This window comes from Methylobacterium sp. PvR107, assembly GCF_017833295.1.
Classification (GTDB): Bacteria; Pseudomonadota; Alphaproteobacteria; order Rhizobiales; family Beijerinckiaceae; genus Methylobacterium.
In genome coordinates, this window is the sequence record NZ_JAFIBW010000001.1 from 85,883 (window position 1) to 99,856 (window position 13,974).

Annotated in this window: 9 protein-coding genes and 2 pseudogenes; 8 read left to right on the forward strand and 3 right to left on the reverse strand. The window is 65.1% G+C overall.

What is annotated here, in order from left to right:
* The first annotated feature begins 30 nt into the window (after nucleotides 1–30).
* From JOE48_RS00395 to JOE48_RS00405, 4 genes and pseudogenes are all read left to right on the forward strand, one after another.
* On the forward strand, nucleotides 31–507 hold the full coding sequence (locus JOE48_RS00395; RefSeq protein WP_210025848.1) for a bleomycin resistance protein: 477 nt from the start codon (nucleotides 31–33) through the stop codon (nucleotides 505–507).
* Between the two features lie 94 nt (nucleotides 508–601).
* Nucleotides 602–1,975, forward strand: a complete 1,374-nt coding sequence (locus JOE48_RS00400) for a transposase (RefSeq protein WP_210025850.1) — start codon at nucleotides 602–604, stop codon at nucleotides 1,973–1,975.
* Between the two features lie 292 nt (nucleotides 1,976–2,267).
* Nucleotides 2,268–2,450: pseudogene (locus tag JOE48_RS30025) on the forward strand (hypothetical protein); the annotation flags it as partial.
* A 1,597-nt stretch (nucleotides 2,451–4,047) separates the two neighbouring features.
* Nucleotides 4,048–5,217 (forward strand): cystathionine beta-lyase, encoded by a 1,170-nt coding sequence (locus tag JOE48_RS00405; RefSeq protein WP_210025852.1) that lies wholly within the window; start codon nucleotides 4,048–4,050, stop codon nucleotides 5,215–5,217.
* Between the two features lie 199 nt (nucleotides 5,218–5,416).
* Here the strand turns inward: JOE48_RS00405 and JOE48_RS00410 are convergent, their stop codons facing one another.
* On the reverse strand, nucleotides 5,417–6,616 hold the full coding sequence (locus JOE48_RS00410) for an IS256 family transposase (RefSeq protein ID WP_210025717.1): 1,200 nt from the start codon (nucleotides 6,614–6,616) through the stop codon (nucleotides 5,417–5,419).
* A 282-nt stretch (nucleotides 6,617–6,898) separates the two neighbouring features.
* On the reverse strand, nucleotides 6,899–7,294 hold the full coding sequence (locus JOE48_RS00415; RefSeq protein ID WP_312893034.1) for a TadE/TadG family type IV pilus assembly protein: 396 nt from the start codon (nucleotides 7,292–7,294) through the stop codon (nucleotides 6,899–6,901).
* Between the two features lie 319 nt (nucleotides 7,295–7,613).
* Between JOE48_RS00415 and JOE48_RS30975 the strand changes: the two genes are divergently transcribed.
* The 4 genes and pseudogenes from JOE48_RS30975 (at nucleotide 7,614) to JOE48_RS00435 (ending at nucleotide 12,798) form a co-directional block, all read left to right on the forward strand.
* A complete protein-coding gene (locus tag JOE48_RS30975; protein ID WP_210025854.1) occupies nucleotides 7,614–7,832 on the forward strand; it encodes a type II toxin-antitoxin system ParD family antitoxin in 219 nt (72 codons plus the stop codon).
* Complete coding sequence (locus JOE48_RS00425) at nucleotides 7,819–9,951, forward strand: ATP-binding protein (protein ID WP_409518545.1); 2,133 nt, start codon at nucleotides 7,819–7,821, stop codon at nucleotides 9,949–9,951. The genes JOE48_RS30975 and JOE48_RS00425 overlap by 14 nt, the downstream gene beginning before the upstream one ends.
* Nucleotides 9,952–10,250: 299 nt before the next feature.
* A complete protein-coding gene (locus JOE48_RS00430; RefSeq protein ID WP_210025856.1) occupies nucleotides 10,251–11,249 on the forward strand; it encodes a helix-turn-helix domain-containing protein in 999 nt (332 codons plus the stop codon).
* Between the two features lie 119 nt (nucleotides 11,250–11,368).
* Nucleotides 11,369–12,798: pseudogene (locus JOE48_RS00435) on the forward strand (IS1182 family transposase).
* Between the two features lie 124 nt (nucleotides 12,799–12,922).
* Here the strand turns inward: JOE48_RS00435 and JOE48_RS00440 are convergent.
* Nucleotides 12,923–13,909: an NAD(P)H-binding protein gene (locus tag JOE48_RS00440; protein ID WP_210025858.1), complete on the reverse strand. Its 987-nt coding sequence runs from the start codon at nucleotides 13,907–13,909 to the stop codon at nucleotides 12,923–12,925.
* Nucleotides 13,910–13,974 lie beyond the last annotated feature (65 nt).

Genomic DNA, 13,974 nt, shown 5'->3' on the forward strand with positions numbered 1-13,974 from the left:
CCGTCGCTCAGGCAAGATTTGGTCGGCAGCATGGAACCGCTCGCCGATCCCGTTGCACGCGCTCGCTCCCCTGGTTCTGGCCAACCCCCGAATAGTGGGTTCTCCGCCCTAACCCCGGAACTGGCTGTCCAAGACCTCGACGCGAGCCTACGGTTCTGGTGCGAACTGCTCGGCTTCTCGGTGGCCTACGATCGGCCAGCCGCACGCTTCGCCTACCTCGTGCGGGGCGGCGCGCAGGTCATGTTGTGCCAGCGCAACGGCCGGTGGGACACAGGGGTGCTGGAGCGCCCCTACGGGCGCGGGGTGAACTTCCAAATCATGGTCGATCGGCTTGCGCCGATCCTAACCGCGCTTGATGCAGCGGGATGGCCATTGTTCGAGGAGCCAAGCGAGGCTTGGTATCGGATGGGACCGGTCGAAGGCGGCCAGCGGGAATGCCTCGTCCAAGATCCTGACGGGTACCTTGTGCGTCTCGCCGAGGACCTGGGGAAGCGGCAGTCAGAATAAGGTCCGCTTTCCACCGATTCTGTTGAAAAATTCGGGTGTTGCGGCGGTAGTCGTGAGGTGATTCACTCCTGTCGATAGACGGAGACCGAAGCAGATGATGGGACCTCGGCAAGTCGAGCAGGGTGCCCTGTTCTACGAGTTCTCGCTCGATACCCACGTCCCCGTCGACCATCTGCTGCGCGCCATTGATCGGTTCGTTGACCTGTCGGATCTGCGTGCGCACCTGCGGCCCTTCTACAGCACGACGGGCCGGCCCTCGGTCGACCCTGAGTTGATGATCCGCATGCTGCTCATCGGCTACTGCTTCGGCATCCGCTCCGAGCGCCGCCTGTGCGACGAGGTTCACCTCAACCTCGCTTATCGCTGGTTCTGCCGGCTCGGGCTCGACGGCCGGGTGCCGGACCATTCGACCTTCTCCAAGAACCGTCATGGCCGCTTCCGCGACAGCGACCTGCTGCGCCACTTGTTCGAGACCGTGCTCACCCGCTGCATCGCCGAGGGGCTCGTGGGCGGCGAGGGCTTCGCGGTCGACGCCAGCCTGATCAAGGCCGATGCCAACCGGCAGAAGGGTGTCGAGGGTACGAACGGCCTGCCACCCGAGACCGTCAGCCGCGCCGCCCGGGAGTACTTGGCTGTGCTCGACGACGCCGCGTTCGGAGCTGCGACGCCGGTCGTGCCCAAGCTCGTCTCCCCCGCCGACCCGGCTGCGCGCTGGACGGGCGCGGACGGCGGGCTGGCCTACTTCGCCTACGCGGCCAACTACCTGATCGACCTCGACCACGCGGTCATCGTGGACGTCGAGCCGACCACCGCGATCCGGCAGGCCGAGGTCACAGCCGCCAAGCGCATGATCGTGCGCTCGCGCGAGCGCTTCGACCTCTACCCGGCACGGCTCGCCGGCGACAGCGGTTACGGATCGGCCGCGATGCTGGGCTGGCTCGTCCACGAGCAGGGCATCGAGCCGCACATCCCCGTCTTCGACAAGTCTGAGCGCCGCGACGGCACCTTCAGCCGATCAGCCTTCATCTACGACCCTGGCGCTGACGCTTACACCTGCCCGGCCGGCAAGCACCTGCGGCAACGTCAGAAGGTCTACAGGTCGCCGCCTCCGCTCGTCGACGCAGACGGGATGCTGCGCTACCGCGCGAGCAAGCACGACTGCGATGCCTGCGCGCTGAAGCCACGATGCTGCCCCAACGCATCCGCCCGCAAGATCCCACGCTCGATCCATGAGGGCGCCCGGCAGATGGCGCGCGACATCTGCGCCTCGGAGGCGGGCCGTACCTCGCGGCGGGAGCGCAAGAAGGTCGAGATGCTGTTTGCCCACCTCAAGCGGATCCTGAAGCTGGATCGGCTTCGGTTGCGGGGGCCGGATGGAGCCCGGGACGAATTCCACCTCGCGGCCGCCGCCCAGAACCTACGAAAGCTGGCCAAGCTGATCCCGCTGGGGCAGCCGAGCCTAGCCTGATCGGCTGGGGGAGGCCCTCAGCCAAGCCCCGATCAAACCTCGATCCAGGCCGACCGCGAGTTTTTCAACGAAATCCACCCGAAGCGGCTATGACGCTGCCGCCGATCCGGCTTTGCCAAGTTCGCCAGCCCTCACGCCTTCGTCCTTCACCATCGCGAGCGCCTTGCCGTGCTCGTCTCCTCGACCCCGTTGGCCGGCGCACTCCCGTTGCTCTGGGCGATAGGCTGAAGCTTCAAGCTGCGGGCGCAGGTACCGCTACGCTTTTTCACGACGGGTGGCACAGTGCGCCCCCATGCCGATCCGGCTCGAGCACCGCTTTTTCTACCCCATCGACTGGCCGCAGCTCTCGGCCGTGATCCGGTTCGGGCGAGCGAGAGACTGCTGTGAGGGCTGCGGGCGGGCCCACGGGCGGATGGTCTCTCATCTCGGTGATGCCCGCTGGTGGGACGCAGATGCCGGTCGGTGGCGCGACGGGTATCCGGCCCTACAAAGGCCGATGTCGTTCCAGCTAGAATACATTCCTCCGAAAAGGATTGAAGCTCAGCCCGCGAAGTCCGTCGGAGCGGAATGCCTTTTACGCTCAAGCTTCGTCTGGATGAAGCTTTGTAATTCGGGTTTTAATCCACGAGGTTGATCCAAAAAGAACGTCATGACTCCATGAAAATGCGATATTTTCATACCAATTTCATTTACATCGACGGCTGCATTGCGTATGCGATGCAATTCCTGCGCGATAAGAGTAATTTGCGTTTTCGCTGTAGGAATTCGAAAATTATTGGCTGAGCCGTTCCCGCACGCATAAATCCTGTCTTTTGATAGCTTTCGAGCGCCGCCATGATAATCGCAGCTTTGCTTTTTATTGCTGGGCTGACGCTCGGGTGGCGCTTCAATGCGTTGGCGGTCGTAATCTCGTCGATATTGGTATTCGTATGCTCCGAAGTGCTATTTATAATGCTTATCGGTTTTGAACATCTACAGATATTAATCGTCTTTGCCTATCTGATTGCTCATCAATCGGGATACCTCGTAGGTTATTACCTGTTTCATAGGCTGAACCATGATCTGGCAGGCAAAACTATTCACCAGAACCATATGAAGCGGCCCGATAGATTGTAGATCGGCACCCAAATCGCTGCGGCAGATATGATTGACACGACCACGAGAGGTAACGACACGCGGTACGCCAAGTCTTTTTTTATTCGCCCGGAAACCAACAAAACTGACACGTCACGAAACCCCAAATGCATTTTCTGGTGTACTAGCTAACCGGGTGCAATCTACTCGAAGCTTCTGCATCGACTGGATCTCTCTAGAAGTCGATAGCTCACGCAGAACGGACCTGCTTCGGCTTGCAACAGGATCGCATCATTCGATGACCAACCTTGGGCTTGCCATCGACCGATTAGATATTGGCGCACCAATCCTATGGGCGTCGTGGTGGTTGCATTCGCTCAGCGCGTCGCTGGTATGCCAGCCACGTGACGGAGGCAGGCAAGCTACCCATTCGCCCCCGCCCTCTTAAATCGAGTTCCGTCAGCGTCGGCGCGGAGAATTTTAGTCGATTCCAGGGAAGTGGATGCGGGTCACGCCCTCCTCGAAATCGAAGCCGGTGGGCGCGAGCGTCGCGTCGAACCTGCAGCTCGACCGCGATAGCACCGTCACGCCCTTGCAAGTGAGAGAGCTTCTCAGCGATCGCTTGAGCCGCGTCGGCGCCTAGGGCTGGCCCGTCGAGGCGCAACCGTTGGCCGTCCAGCTGCGCTTCATAGAAGAATTATGCCGCGGCGCTGAGGTCACCGCGGTGATTTGAGCCGCGCCCGCGCCCTGAGCGATGCGGACCGTGGCGCCTGCGATCTCAACTTCGATGCTGTGGCCGCTCCATCACAAACTGCAGTGCGCGCTCGCCATCGTGCCCCCCCGACCCATATCAGTCGTGCCAACGGCCGTCAGGGCCTCCCGAAAGCAGCCATTGATCGGCCGCTATTCCCGGTCGACGCAGGGTGAGTGGCAGTCGTTACTGGTGCCGTCCCTCGTTGCGGCCCTACATCGCATCGGACGACATCGACCGAGGCACGATGACTGACGAGCACCCTGCTCCACACTGGCGCACGAAGCTGGTGCATCCCGGGGTGACTGCCCCGCAGGACTTCCGGGCTCTCGTTCCCGCAGTCCACCGCGGCTCCACGGTGCTGTTCAACCGTGTAGCCGATGCTCGCGATGACTGGCGTGGCGACGGCTACACCTACGGCCTCTACGGCACGCCTACCACGCGCGAACTCGCTCTGCGCGTCGCCGATCTGGAGGGCGCGAAGGCTAGCTTCGTCGTGCCGGGCGGGCAGGCTGCCATTGCCCTCGTCTACCTCGCTCATTGTCGCGCGGGTGACCACGCCCTCGTGCCCGAGAGCGCTTACCGCCCTAACCGCGAACTGGCCGACAAGCTGCTCGCCGGGCTCGGCATTGAGGTACAAGCCTACGATCCCCTGCTCGGCGCTGAGATTGCGACACTGATCCGCCCGAACACGCGCCTCATCTGGTGCGAGAGCCCCGGTACGATCACGATGGAGGTGCAGGACGTACCCGCCATCGTCACGACCGCGCACGAGAGGGGCGTGCCGGTGGCGCTCGACAACACCTACGCGGCGGGCGTCCTGTTCGACGCCTTCGCCCATGGCGTGGACGTGAGCATGCAAGCGCTCACCAAGTACGTGGGCGGCCACTCAGACCTCCTTCTTGGCACCGTGTCGGTCGGCACGGACGAGGCGCACGAGCGGGTGGGTGCAACGCACCGCCTTCTCGGGATGGCGGTGTCGCCGGACGATTGCGCGCTGGCACTGCGCGGGTTGGAGACGCTGGCTGTACGCTTAGACCGCCTGCAAGCGACGGCGTTGGACGTGGCGCACTGGCTGAAGGCGCGGCCTGAGGTCGAGTTGGTGCTTCACCCGGCGCTGCCAGACTGTCCCGGCCATGACGTCTGGCGGCGCGACTTCGCGGGTTCGGCGAGCGTGTTCTCAGTGGTGTTCCGGCCCGAGTGGGATGCGGAGCGGATCACGCGCTTTGTGGAACAGCTACGGCTGTTCCGGCTGGGGTTCAGTTGGGGTGGGACGCACAGCCTCGTCATGGCCTACCCACCTCTGCCCCGCACGCAGCGGGGCTACGAAGGTCGGGTCGTGCGGCTCAACGTCGGGCTAGAGGAGCCTGCCGACCTCATCGCCGACCTGCGTCACTCCCTGTCACAGATCTCCTGACGGTTCGCTGGGTGTCGAGAAGGAGCGGATTGGCGACGTCCGCTCTGGCGCGTTCGCCTCTCTGAAGCGGACCGTCGTAGATCCACCCCCACGCCGAAGTTGCCGGACGGCTGACGAACCGCCGTGTGTGGCGGTTGTGTCCCCTGGCGTGGTGTAGCTTCGGCGTGGCCACCACGATCACCGGTTTGGGCCGGATTGATCAGGCTGCCAGGGTGGGCAGGCTGACGAGGGGATCATCGCCGATCGGGGCGATGCTTTCCAGGGTGATGTAGCGGGAGCGCTGGACGGCCCACTCGTCGTTCTGTTCCAGCAGGATCGCGCCCACGAGGCGGGTGATGGCCGCCTCGTTGGGGAAGATGCCGACCACCTCGGTCCGGCGTTTGATCTCACCGTTGAGGCGTTCCAGCGGGTTCGTGGAGTGCAGCTTGACCCGATGCTGAGTGGGGAAGCCCATGTAGGCCAGCACGTCCGGCTCGGCCTCGTCCATCAGGGCGGCGAGCTTGGGGACCTTCGGCCGGAGCTGATCAGCCACGCGCCGCCACTGCTGACGGGCCGCCTCGGCGTCATCCTGGGCAAATGCCGTGGCGATGAAGGCGGACACGACACGCCGCCCGCTGCGTCCGGCATGGGCGAGAACGTTGCGCATGAAGTGGACGCGGCAACGCTGCCAGGTCGCGTTCATCACCTTGGCCACCGACGCCTTGATGCCCTCGTGGGCGTCCGAGATCACCAGTTTGACCCCGCGCAGCCCCCGGCGCGCCAGCTTGCGGAGAAAGTCCGTCCAGAACGTCTCGGCCTCGGAGGGACCGACATCCATGCCCAGCACCTCGCGCCGGCCGTCGGTGTTCACGCCCACCGCCACGATCACGGCGACAGAGACGATGCGGCCGTCCTGGCGCACCTTCACGTAAGTCGCATCGATCCAGAGATACGGCCACTCGCCCTCGAGCGGCCGATCGAGGAACGCGCCGACCCGCTCGTCGATCTCCTGGCAGAGCCGGCTGACCTGGCTCTTCGACACGCCTGTGCCGCCCATCGCCTGGACGAGGTCATCGACCGAGCGGGTTGAGATGCCCTGGATGTAGGCCTCCTGGATCACAGCCGTGAGCGCCTTCTCGGCCATGCGGCGCGGCTCCAGGAAGCCCGGAAAGTAGCTGCCCTTGCGCAGCTTCGGAATGCGCAACTCCACCGTGCCGGCCCGCGTCTGCCAATCCCGGTCACGGTAGCCGTTGCGCTGGACCAACCGCTCTGCGCTCTTCTCGCCATGGGCGGCCCCGGTCAGGCCGCCCACCTCCAGTTCCATCAGGCGTTCGGCCGCAAAGCCGATCATCTCGCGCAGCAGATCGGTGTCGGCGCTCTTCTCCATCAGCCCGCGCAGGGCCATCATCTCGTCGGTCATCGGGGGTCTCTCGGGTTCGGGGTTGGCGCTCGCAACCCGACCCTACCCGGCAACCGCCGATGACCACCCCGCGAGGAGCCCCGCCCGCCACAGCCCTGTGGAAGGCGCGCGGACGGGCCTCTTCGCTACCGCCGAGCTACACCACCATCAGGGACACGACCGTGTGTGGCCCCATCGGATTCAAGGGGGTGTTTGAGAGATCTGTGCGCGCAGGTTCAGGAGACGATGATCGCCGCCTGAGCCGTCAGGCAGTCGAGACCGACCATCTCCGGACATCGACTGTCAGATCGAGTGCAAGCTACTACAATCCGGCGGAGATGGCGCCTGCTCGACGATGATCCGCTGGACGATGCTGGCCACAGCGGTCGAGTTCGACGGCGAGAGTTTGAGCGTGTTGCCACCCGCGAGCACAGCCCCATCGGCGGCATTCTGCATCTGGCTCCGACGATAGACCATTCGGGTGTAATCGATGCCGCCCCCGACCAGGCCGATAAGGACGGTACCGGCGAGCGCGAAGATCAGAGCGACGGCACCGCGATTGTCGGCGTGAAAGCGACGCCAGACGCGCTGCGGGCGTTGTCGAGACGGCGCAAGGCTCGTGCGGGTGCGGCTCCGCCCAGCCATTCTGATGCCGTTTGCGTGCGTGTTCCCCGAACCCCCGCACAGAAACAGGCTCACGTTAAAGATGTACTCGGCTGAAGCTGGTCGTGCAGGAGTTTCGGCGACAGGCCCGCCTGAGCGAGGCGGAACGACGACCCACTCCGTCCGGAGATCTCTGCCTCGACGCAGCCCGCAAGCGGACGTTTCGTGCTTCAACAATGGGCCGTGAGAGGTTTCAACGGCGATGTCCGCTTCAATGCATTCGCTTGCCCGAAGCGGACCGGCGAAAATCCACCCTTTTCGGACACTGGCGTAAGCGCCGTCTTCGTCCGCTCCTGTGAAGAAGCAGACGGTATAAGGACCGCAACCGGATCACGCAGGTGTCACGTGTAAGACAGTGTGTGGACGTGTTACCGATCAAGCATGGCCGTGCGCGAAACCATCACCATCTCCGTGCCCCCCGGAACTACGGACGTTCCTGCAGGGGTGCGTCGCCACCGGGCGCCATACGAGCATCAGTGAGGTCGTGCGGGCTGCCCTGCGCGAGTTGGAGTGCGCCGAGAGGGGTAAAGCTTCGATGGCGCAACAGACTCTTCCTTCTCATGACCGCTCCTGATCCGATGTCCGGTAGCCGCGACTTCCTCGCCGGGGCGGGCGAGATGGCGACGCTGATGCGCGCCTACGACTGGACCACGACGCCGCTCGTTGAGCCCGAGGGTTGGCCCTCCGGCCTGCGCACGGCGGTGCGTCTGCTGCTGAATAGCCACCACCCCATGCACATCTTCTGGGGGCCCGAAGCGACATTCTTCTACAACGACGCCTTCGTGCCTTCGGCGGGACCGGAACGCCATCCTTCCGTGCTTGGCCGTCCAGCTTCCGAAACCTGGGGTGAAATCTGGCCGGTGATCGCCTCCGAGGTCGCCAAGGTCCGGAACGGTGGCGGGCATACGTGGTACGAGGACCGGCACGTCCCGATCATGCGGCACGGCCGTCTTGAAGATGCGTACTGGACCTACGGGTTCAGTCCCATCGACGATGACACTGCCCCCGGCGGCATCGGCGGGGTCATCTCGATCCTGACCGAGACCACCAAGCGTAAGGCGTTGGAGGACAGTCTCCGCGCCAGCGACCGGCGCCATCGCGACCTGTTGCGACAAATGCCCGGCTTCGTCGCGGTTCTGACCGGTCCCACGCACGTTTACGAATACGTCAACGACGCCTACGTGACGATAGCCGGTCAGCGCAGCTTCCTGGGGCACAGTGTACGCGAGGTGTTCCCTGACCTCATAGGACAAGGCTTCTTCGAGTTGCTCGACGGAGTCTACGCGACCGGCGAGCCGTTCTTAGCCAGAGGTATCCCGATCCGCCTCGGCGGCGAGGACGCAGACCGCTTCATTGATCTCTTGTATCACCCGATCCGCAACGATGACGGCGTCGTCACCGGCATCTTCGTCGGCGGCTACGATGTCACCGTGCAGAACCGCGCGACGGTCGCGTTGCGCGAACTCAACGAGACGCTCGAACAACGGGTGGCCGAGCGGTCGGCCGCGCTTCTGGAGACCGAGGAGAGGCTGCGCCAGTCCCAGAAGATGGAGGCGGTCGGTCAGTTGACCGGCGGCTTGGCGCACGACTTCAACAACCTGCTCGCGGGCATCTCAGGATCGTTGGAGATGATGCAGAACCGCATGCAGCAGGGCCGCTTCCAAGATGTCGAGCGCTACATGGCAGTGGCGCAAGGAGCCGCCAAGCGCGCTGCCTCTCTGACGCATCGACTGCTGGCCTTCTCGCGCCGCCAGACGCTCGATCCAAAGCCCACCGACGTGAACCGCCTCGTCGAGGGAATGCAGGAGATGATCCAGCGCACGGTCGGCCCAGGCATCCCGGTCGAGGTGGTCGGGGCCTCCGACCTATGGCCCGCCTTGGTCGACCCGTCGCAGCTTGAGAACGCCTTGCTCAACCTGTGCATCAACGCCAGGGACGCGATGCCGGATGGCGGGCGCATCACGGTCGAGACCCACAACAAGTGGATCGACGAACGCGCCTCCCGCAAGCTCGACATTTCGGAGGGTCAATATCTGTCCCTGTGCGTAACTGACACCGGCACCGGGATGAGCCCGAACGTGATCGCTCGGGTGTTCGAGCCGTTCTTCACGACGAAGCCCATGGGCGAGGGCACCGGCCTCGGCCTGTCGATGATCTACGGCTTCGCCCAGCAGTCGGGCGGGCAGGTGCGCATATATTCCGAAGTCGGCGAGGGCAGCACGGTGTGCATCTACCTGCCGCGCCACTACGGCGAGGTCGGAGACGAGGAAGGTGCCGCCAAGCTCGTAACGCTGGATCGGTCCGATCAGGGCGAGACGGTGCTGGTGGTGGACGACGAGCCGTCCGTGCGGATGCTCATCACCGGCATCCTGGAAGACCTCGGATACCTAGCCATCGAGGCGAGCGACAGTGCGGCAGGGCTCAAGGTGCTTCAATCGGATGTGCGCATCGACCTGCTGGTCACGGACGTGGGCCTGCCGGGTGGCATGAACGGGCGGCAGATGGCTGACGCCGCGCGAGGGGTCCGGCCAGACCTCAGGGTCCTGTTCATTACCGGCTACGCGGAGAATGCGTTCCTCGGCAATGAGCATCTCGCGCCGGGCATGTCGGTGCTGACTAAACCGTTCGCAATGGACGCGATGGCGACGCGCATCCGTTCGCTTATCGAAGGTGACTTGGAGGCCAAGCGGTAGCGGGAGGAACCTCCGATCTGTCCGTGGTGCGGACATTCCTTAAACCGACCGTCGAATTTCCGCTGACGACCCTTTGCCGAAGATCGGAGCGTCCGCTTACCGGCAAATCGGTGAGCCAGAAACTACGACCGGAACGGGCGGATTTCTGCCGTTCCGCTTCGAGCGGCAGTGCTTGGGAAGCGGACATTACCTCCGCGAAGCACCCGGCACGTCGGTCTTGAGATGATAGATTATATACAATAAACCCCCGGACTCGCAGTCCGCGCCATGGTCCGGCGAGCTGTGTCCCGAGGCTACGGATGCAACCGTTCTTCTCGACAGACGGAATTCACCCCAGGAACGCGTTCCGGCGATGGCGGGAGACGATCTGCGAGCGATTGATCCCGATCGACCTTCAGCCCCTTCACGATGTTCCGTTTCACGGCAGGCTGGACGTCACCAGCATCGGGTGCGTGCCGATCTCGAAGATGGCCCACACAGCCATGCGGACTGAAGCGACGCCCGACGCGATCCGGCGCCATGGGCAGCCTGACCGCCTCTACGCGTCCATGAAGCTCTCTGGCCAAGACGCCATCCAGCAAGGCGATCAGGAGGCTGTATTCCGGACGGGCGACTTCGTCGTCATCGACGCCCGCCCGGCCGTCTGCGAGACAAGCACAGGTATATCCCTTGTCGTCGATCTGCCGCGCGAGCGCTTCGAGGCTATGCTGGGCCCGTCCCGGCAATTCTGTGCACTCACGGTCGGCGCGGACCTCGCCTCCACGATCCTGGCAAACACCTTCATCCAAGAGCTGGTGCGCGTGGGCAATCAGCTCACTCCCGACGCGGCCGCGCGCATGGCGTCGATCGGAACGGACCTGATCGTAGCGAGCCTGGCCGAACGGATGGCGCAGGAGGTGCCCCGTTCCGTCCACGGCAACGTCACGGTCCAGCGTGCCAAGGCCCATATCGAGGCCCATCTGGGCGATTCGCGTTTGGACCCGCCGCAGCTCGCCGCCGCGATGGGGCTGTCGCTACGCCGGCTGCAGGAACTGTTCCACGAGCGCGGCCGGCACATCTCCGACTACATCTGGGAACGCCGCCTGGAGGCGGCCGCGAAGCGGCTGTCCGACCCGGCCTGCGCCCACCTGTCGATCGGCATGGTGGCCTATAGCTGCGGCTTCGCCAGCCAGGCCCATTTCGCCCGGCGCTTCAAGGATCGCTACGGTCTGAGCCCGCGTGATTACCGGCGGGCGCAAAGGCAGGACTTCCCGCCGGTCGCGTCCGCCTTCGGGCCGTCGTCCGAGGCAGCTGAGTGACCGCATCGGGTCGTAGGCAGAACGGCCGCTTGCGCGCAATAGATCGACTTCCGCATCCCGCCCAGGCTGTGTGAGAACGCTGCGGTTCTGATCGTCTTTGCGTGACGGTGGAGGCTGGTATGATGCGGTTCGCTGGTGGTGCGGATCGTCATCGGATCGCTCTTCCGCCGCATCGCCTGGACGACTCCGAGGCCGAGGACAATCCAGTTCGCGTCGTCGATGTGTTCGTGGATGAACGCGATCTTGCGGCCCTTGGTTTTGCTGGTGTGATGCCGGCCGCGACGGGCAGGCCCGGCCATCATCCCGCGACACTGCTGAAGCTCTGCCGCTACGGCGACCTCAACCAGGGGCCTCCAGCCGCCGCCTGGAGCGTGAGGTCGGCCGCAACGTCGCGGTGAGGTGGCTGACCGGCCGCCCCGCCCCCGACTTCAAGACCATCGCCGACTTCCGACGCGACAACGGCCCAGCGATACAGGCTGCCTGCCGCCAGTTCGTGATCCAGTGCCGCCAACCCGGCCTCCTGGCCGGCGGTGCCGTGGCTCGCGACGGCAGCCGCTTCAAAGCGGTGAACACACGCGATCGCAACTTCACCCCGGCGGCGGTCCGGCGCCGCATCGGGCAGGTCGAGGCGAGCATTGCGCCCTATCCGGCCGCCCTCGACACCGCCGACCGCCATGCGGACGAGGTCGCGCGCGTGCGCCAGGTGCGTATCGCCGAGCGTCCGGACACCCTGCGGACGCCGATGCGCGAACTGCAGGCGATGGAGAGGCTCCTCGAAGCTGCGCCCGATCGGCAGATCTCTCTGACCGATCCGGACGCGCGGGCGATGGCCACGCACGGCAAGGGTACGGGGATGGTCGGCTACAACGTGCAGGCGGTCGTCGACACCGAGCATCATCTGATCGTCGCCCACGCGGTCACCAACGTCGGGCACGACCGGACCCAACTGGCGCACAAGCCGCCAGGGGCAGGCGGCAACCGGGCATGAAGCGCGCAACGTGCTGGCGGATCGCGGCTACTTCTCGGGCGAGGAAATCCTGGCCTGCGAGCAGGCCGGCATCGCGGTGACACTGACCAAGCCGCTGGCTTCGGGCGCCAGGGCGGAGGGGCGTTTTGGCAAACAGGACTTCGTCTACGCGCCTGGGTCGGACGCCTACCGTTGCCCGGCGGGCGGCTCCCCTACCGCTACACGAACGTTGAAGACGGACTGACGCTACGCCGCGACTGGACGACCGCCTGCCACGGCTGCGCGCTCAAAGCGCGCTGCACGCCAGCCAAGGAGCGGCGCGTGACGCGGTGGGACCATGAGGCGGTCCTGGAAGCCGTGCAGCGGCGGCTCGATGCGGATCCTCACGCGATGCGCACGCGCCGCCAGACGGTCGAGCACGTGACCGGGACGCTCAAGGGCTGGATGGGGGCGACGCACATCCGGATGCGCCGGTTGAGAAACGTGGCGACCGCGATGCGCTTGCAAGTCCTGGCCTCCGATCTGAAGCGGGTGATGGCGATCCTCGGCACTGGACCACGCCGCACCGCCCTCCGGGCGTGAGAGTACGCGCCACCTTGCGCGCGGTCACAACTCCGTACCGACACACCGAACTGCGCTCTCACACAGCCTCCACCCCGAGCGGAAGGTCGCAGCGTCGGCTGGCGTCATCTGGATCCGCGCATCGTCAGAACACGGCGTGGTCGCCACGCTCGGCGACCGCCTCGCCACGGACCACGCGCGCGTAGTAGTCGAACAGCGTCTCCGATCCGGTCGACGGGGTGGCTTGCGCATCGTATCGCCCGGTCGCCGGGTCCAGCACGAGCATGGATTCGGTCGCGTAGTAACGCCCGATCCGCGCGAGTTCGGCCTTGGCGGCCAGGGTCGGCACCCATCGGCCCATCGTCGCCAGAACGGCGACGATCACATCCAGCAGCACGATCGGAACGTGCGTGAAGCGCGGTTCGCGTCCCAGCAGGGCGAAGAGCCGCTCGCCCTGCGCGCGCGGCGTGATCGCTTTGCCCGGCCCGCCGATCGGCAGAACGCGATTGCGCCGGTCCCCGTCGTCGAGGCAGTCCGCGAGATAGCCGCCAAGGTCGTCGTCGCTGATCGGCTTGCAGGCCGTTAGCGTCCCATCTCCGAACACCAGGAACGGTTTGCCGCGTCTCACGCGGTCGATCTGCCCCGAGAGCGATTTGAAGAAGGCGGTCGGCCGAACGATCGTGTAGTCGAGCCCCGACGCGATCAGCTCTGCCTCGAAGGCGCGCTTGGCGTGCTGAAAGGCGAGGATCGGCTTCTGGACGCAGATCGCCGACAGAAGCACGACATGCTGCACGCCGGCCGTCCGGCCCGCGTGCAGGGCATTGACCTGCGCGCCGTAATCGATCGACCAGGCGTCGTCGGGCAGCCCTGTGCGCGAGGCAAGGCACGATACCAGGACGTCGAAGGGTTCGCCGCGGACCCCGTCGCGCGCCAGCGACACCGTATCGGTCAGGTCCACGATCCGCGCGGTGGCGCCCGCGGGGATCGCGGTGTCGGCAGGGCGCCTGACGAGGCAGATGACCTCGTGACCGCGCGACACCAGGGCCCGAACCGTCGCCCGGCCAATTGTGCCGGTCGCACCCAGAAAGAGGACGCGGCGCGGCCTCACACCTTCCGGTTGATCTACGGTCATGATCGCTTCATCCCGACGTTCAACCATCCTAGAGCGACGGCGACGCTTGCGCTGCCCCGCCGAAC

What these genes read in the sequence shown, in the direction of transcription:
- JOE48_RS00425 (WP_409518545.1), top strand. Translation starts at nt 7,819, where the DNA reads ATGACCGCTCCTGATCCGATGTCCGGTAGCCGCGACTTCCTCGCCGGG.
- JOE48_RS00410 (WP_210025717.1), bottom strand. Translation starts at nt 6,616, where the DNA reads ATGACCGACGAGATGATGGCCCTGCGCGGGCTGATGGAGAAGAGCGCC.
- JOE48_RS00430 (WP_210025856.1), top strand. Translation starts at nt 10,251, where the DNA reads ATGCAACCGTTCTTCTCGACAGACGGAATTCACCCCAGGAACGCGTTC.
- JOE48_RS00395 (WP_210025848.1), top strand. Translation starts at nt 31, where the DNA reads ATGGAACCGCTCGCCGATCCCGTTGCACGCGCTCGCTCCCCTGGTTCT.
- JOE48_RS00440 (WP_210025858.1), bottom strand. Translation starts at nt 13,909, where the DNA reads ATGACCGTAGATCAACCGGAAGGTGTGAGGCCGCGCCGCGTCCTCTTT.
- JOE48_RS00405 (WP_210025852.1), top strand. Translation starts at nt 4,048, where the DNA reads ATGACTGACGAGCACCCTGCTCCACACTGGCGCACGAAGCTGGTGCAT.
- JOE48_RS00400 (WP_210025850.1), top strand. Translation starts at nt 602, where the DNA reads ATGATGGGACCTCGGCAAGTCGAGCAGGGTGCCCTGTTCTACGAGTTC.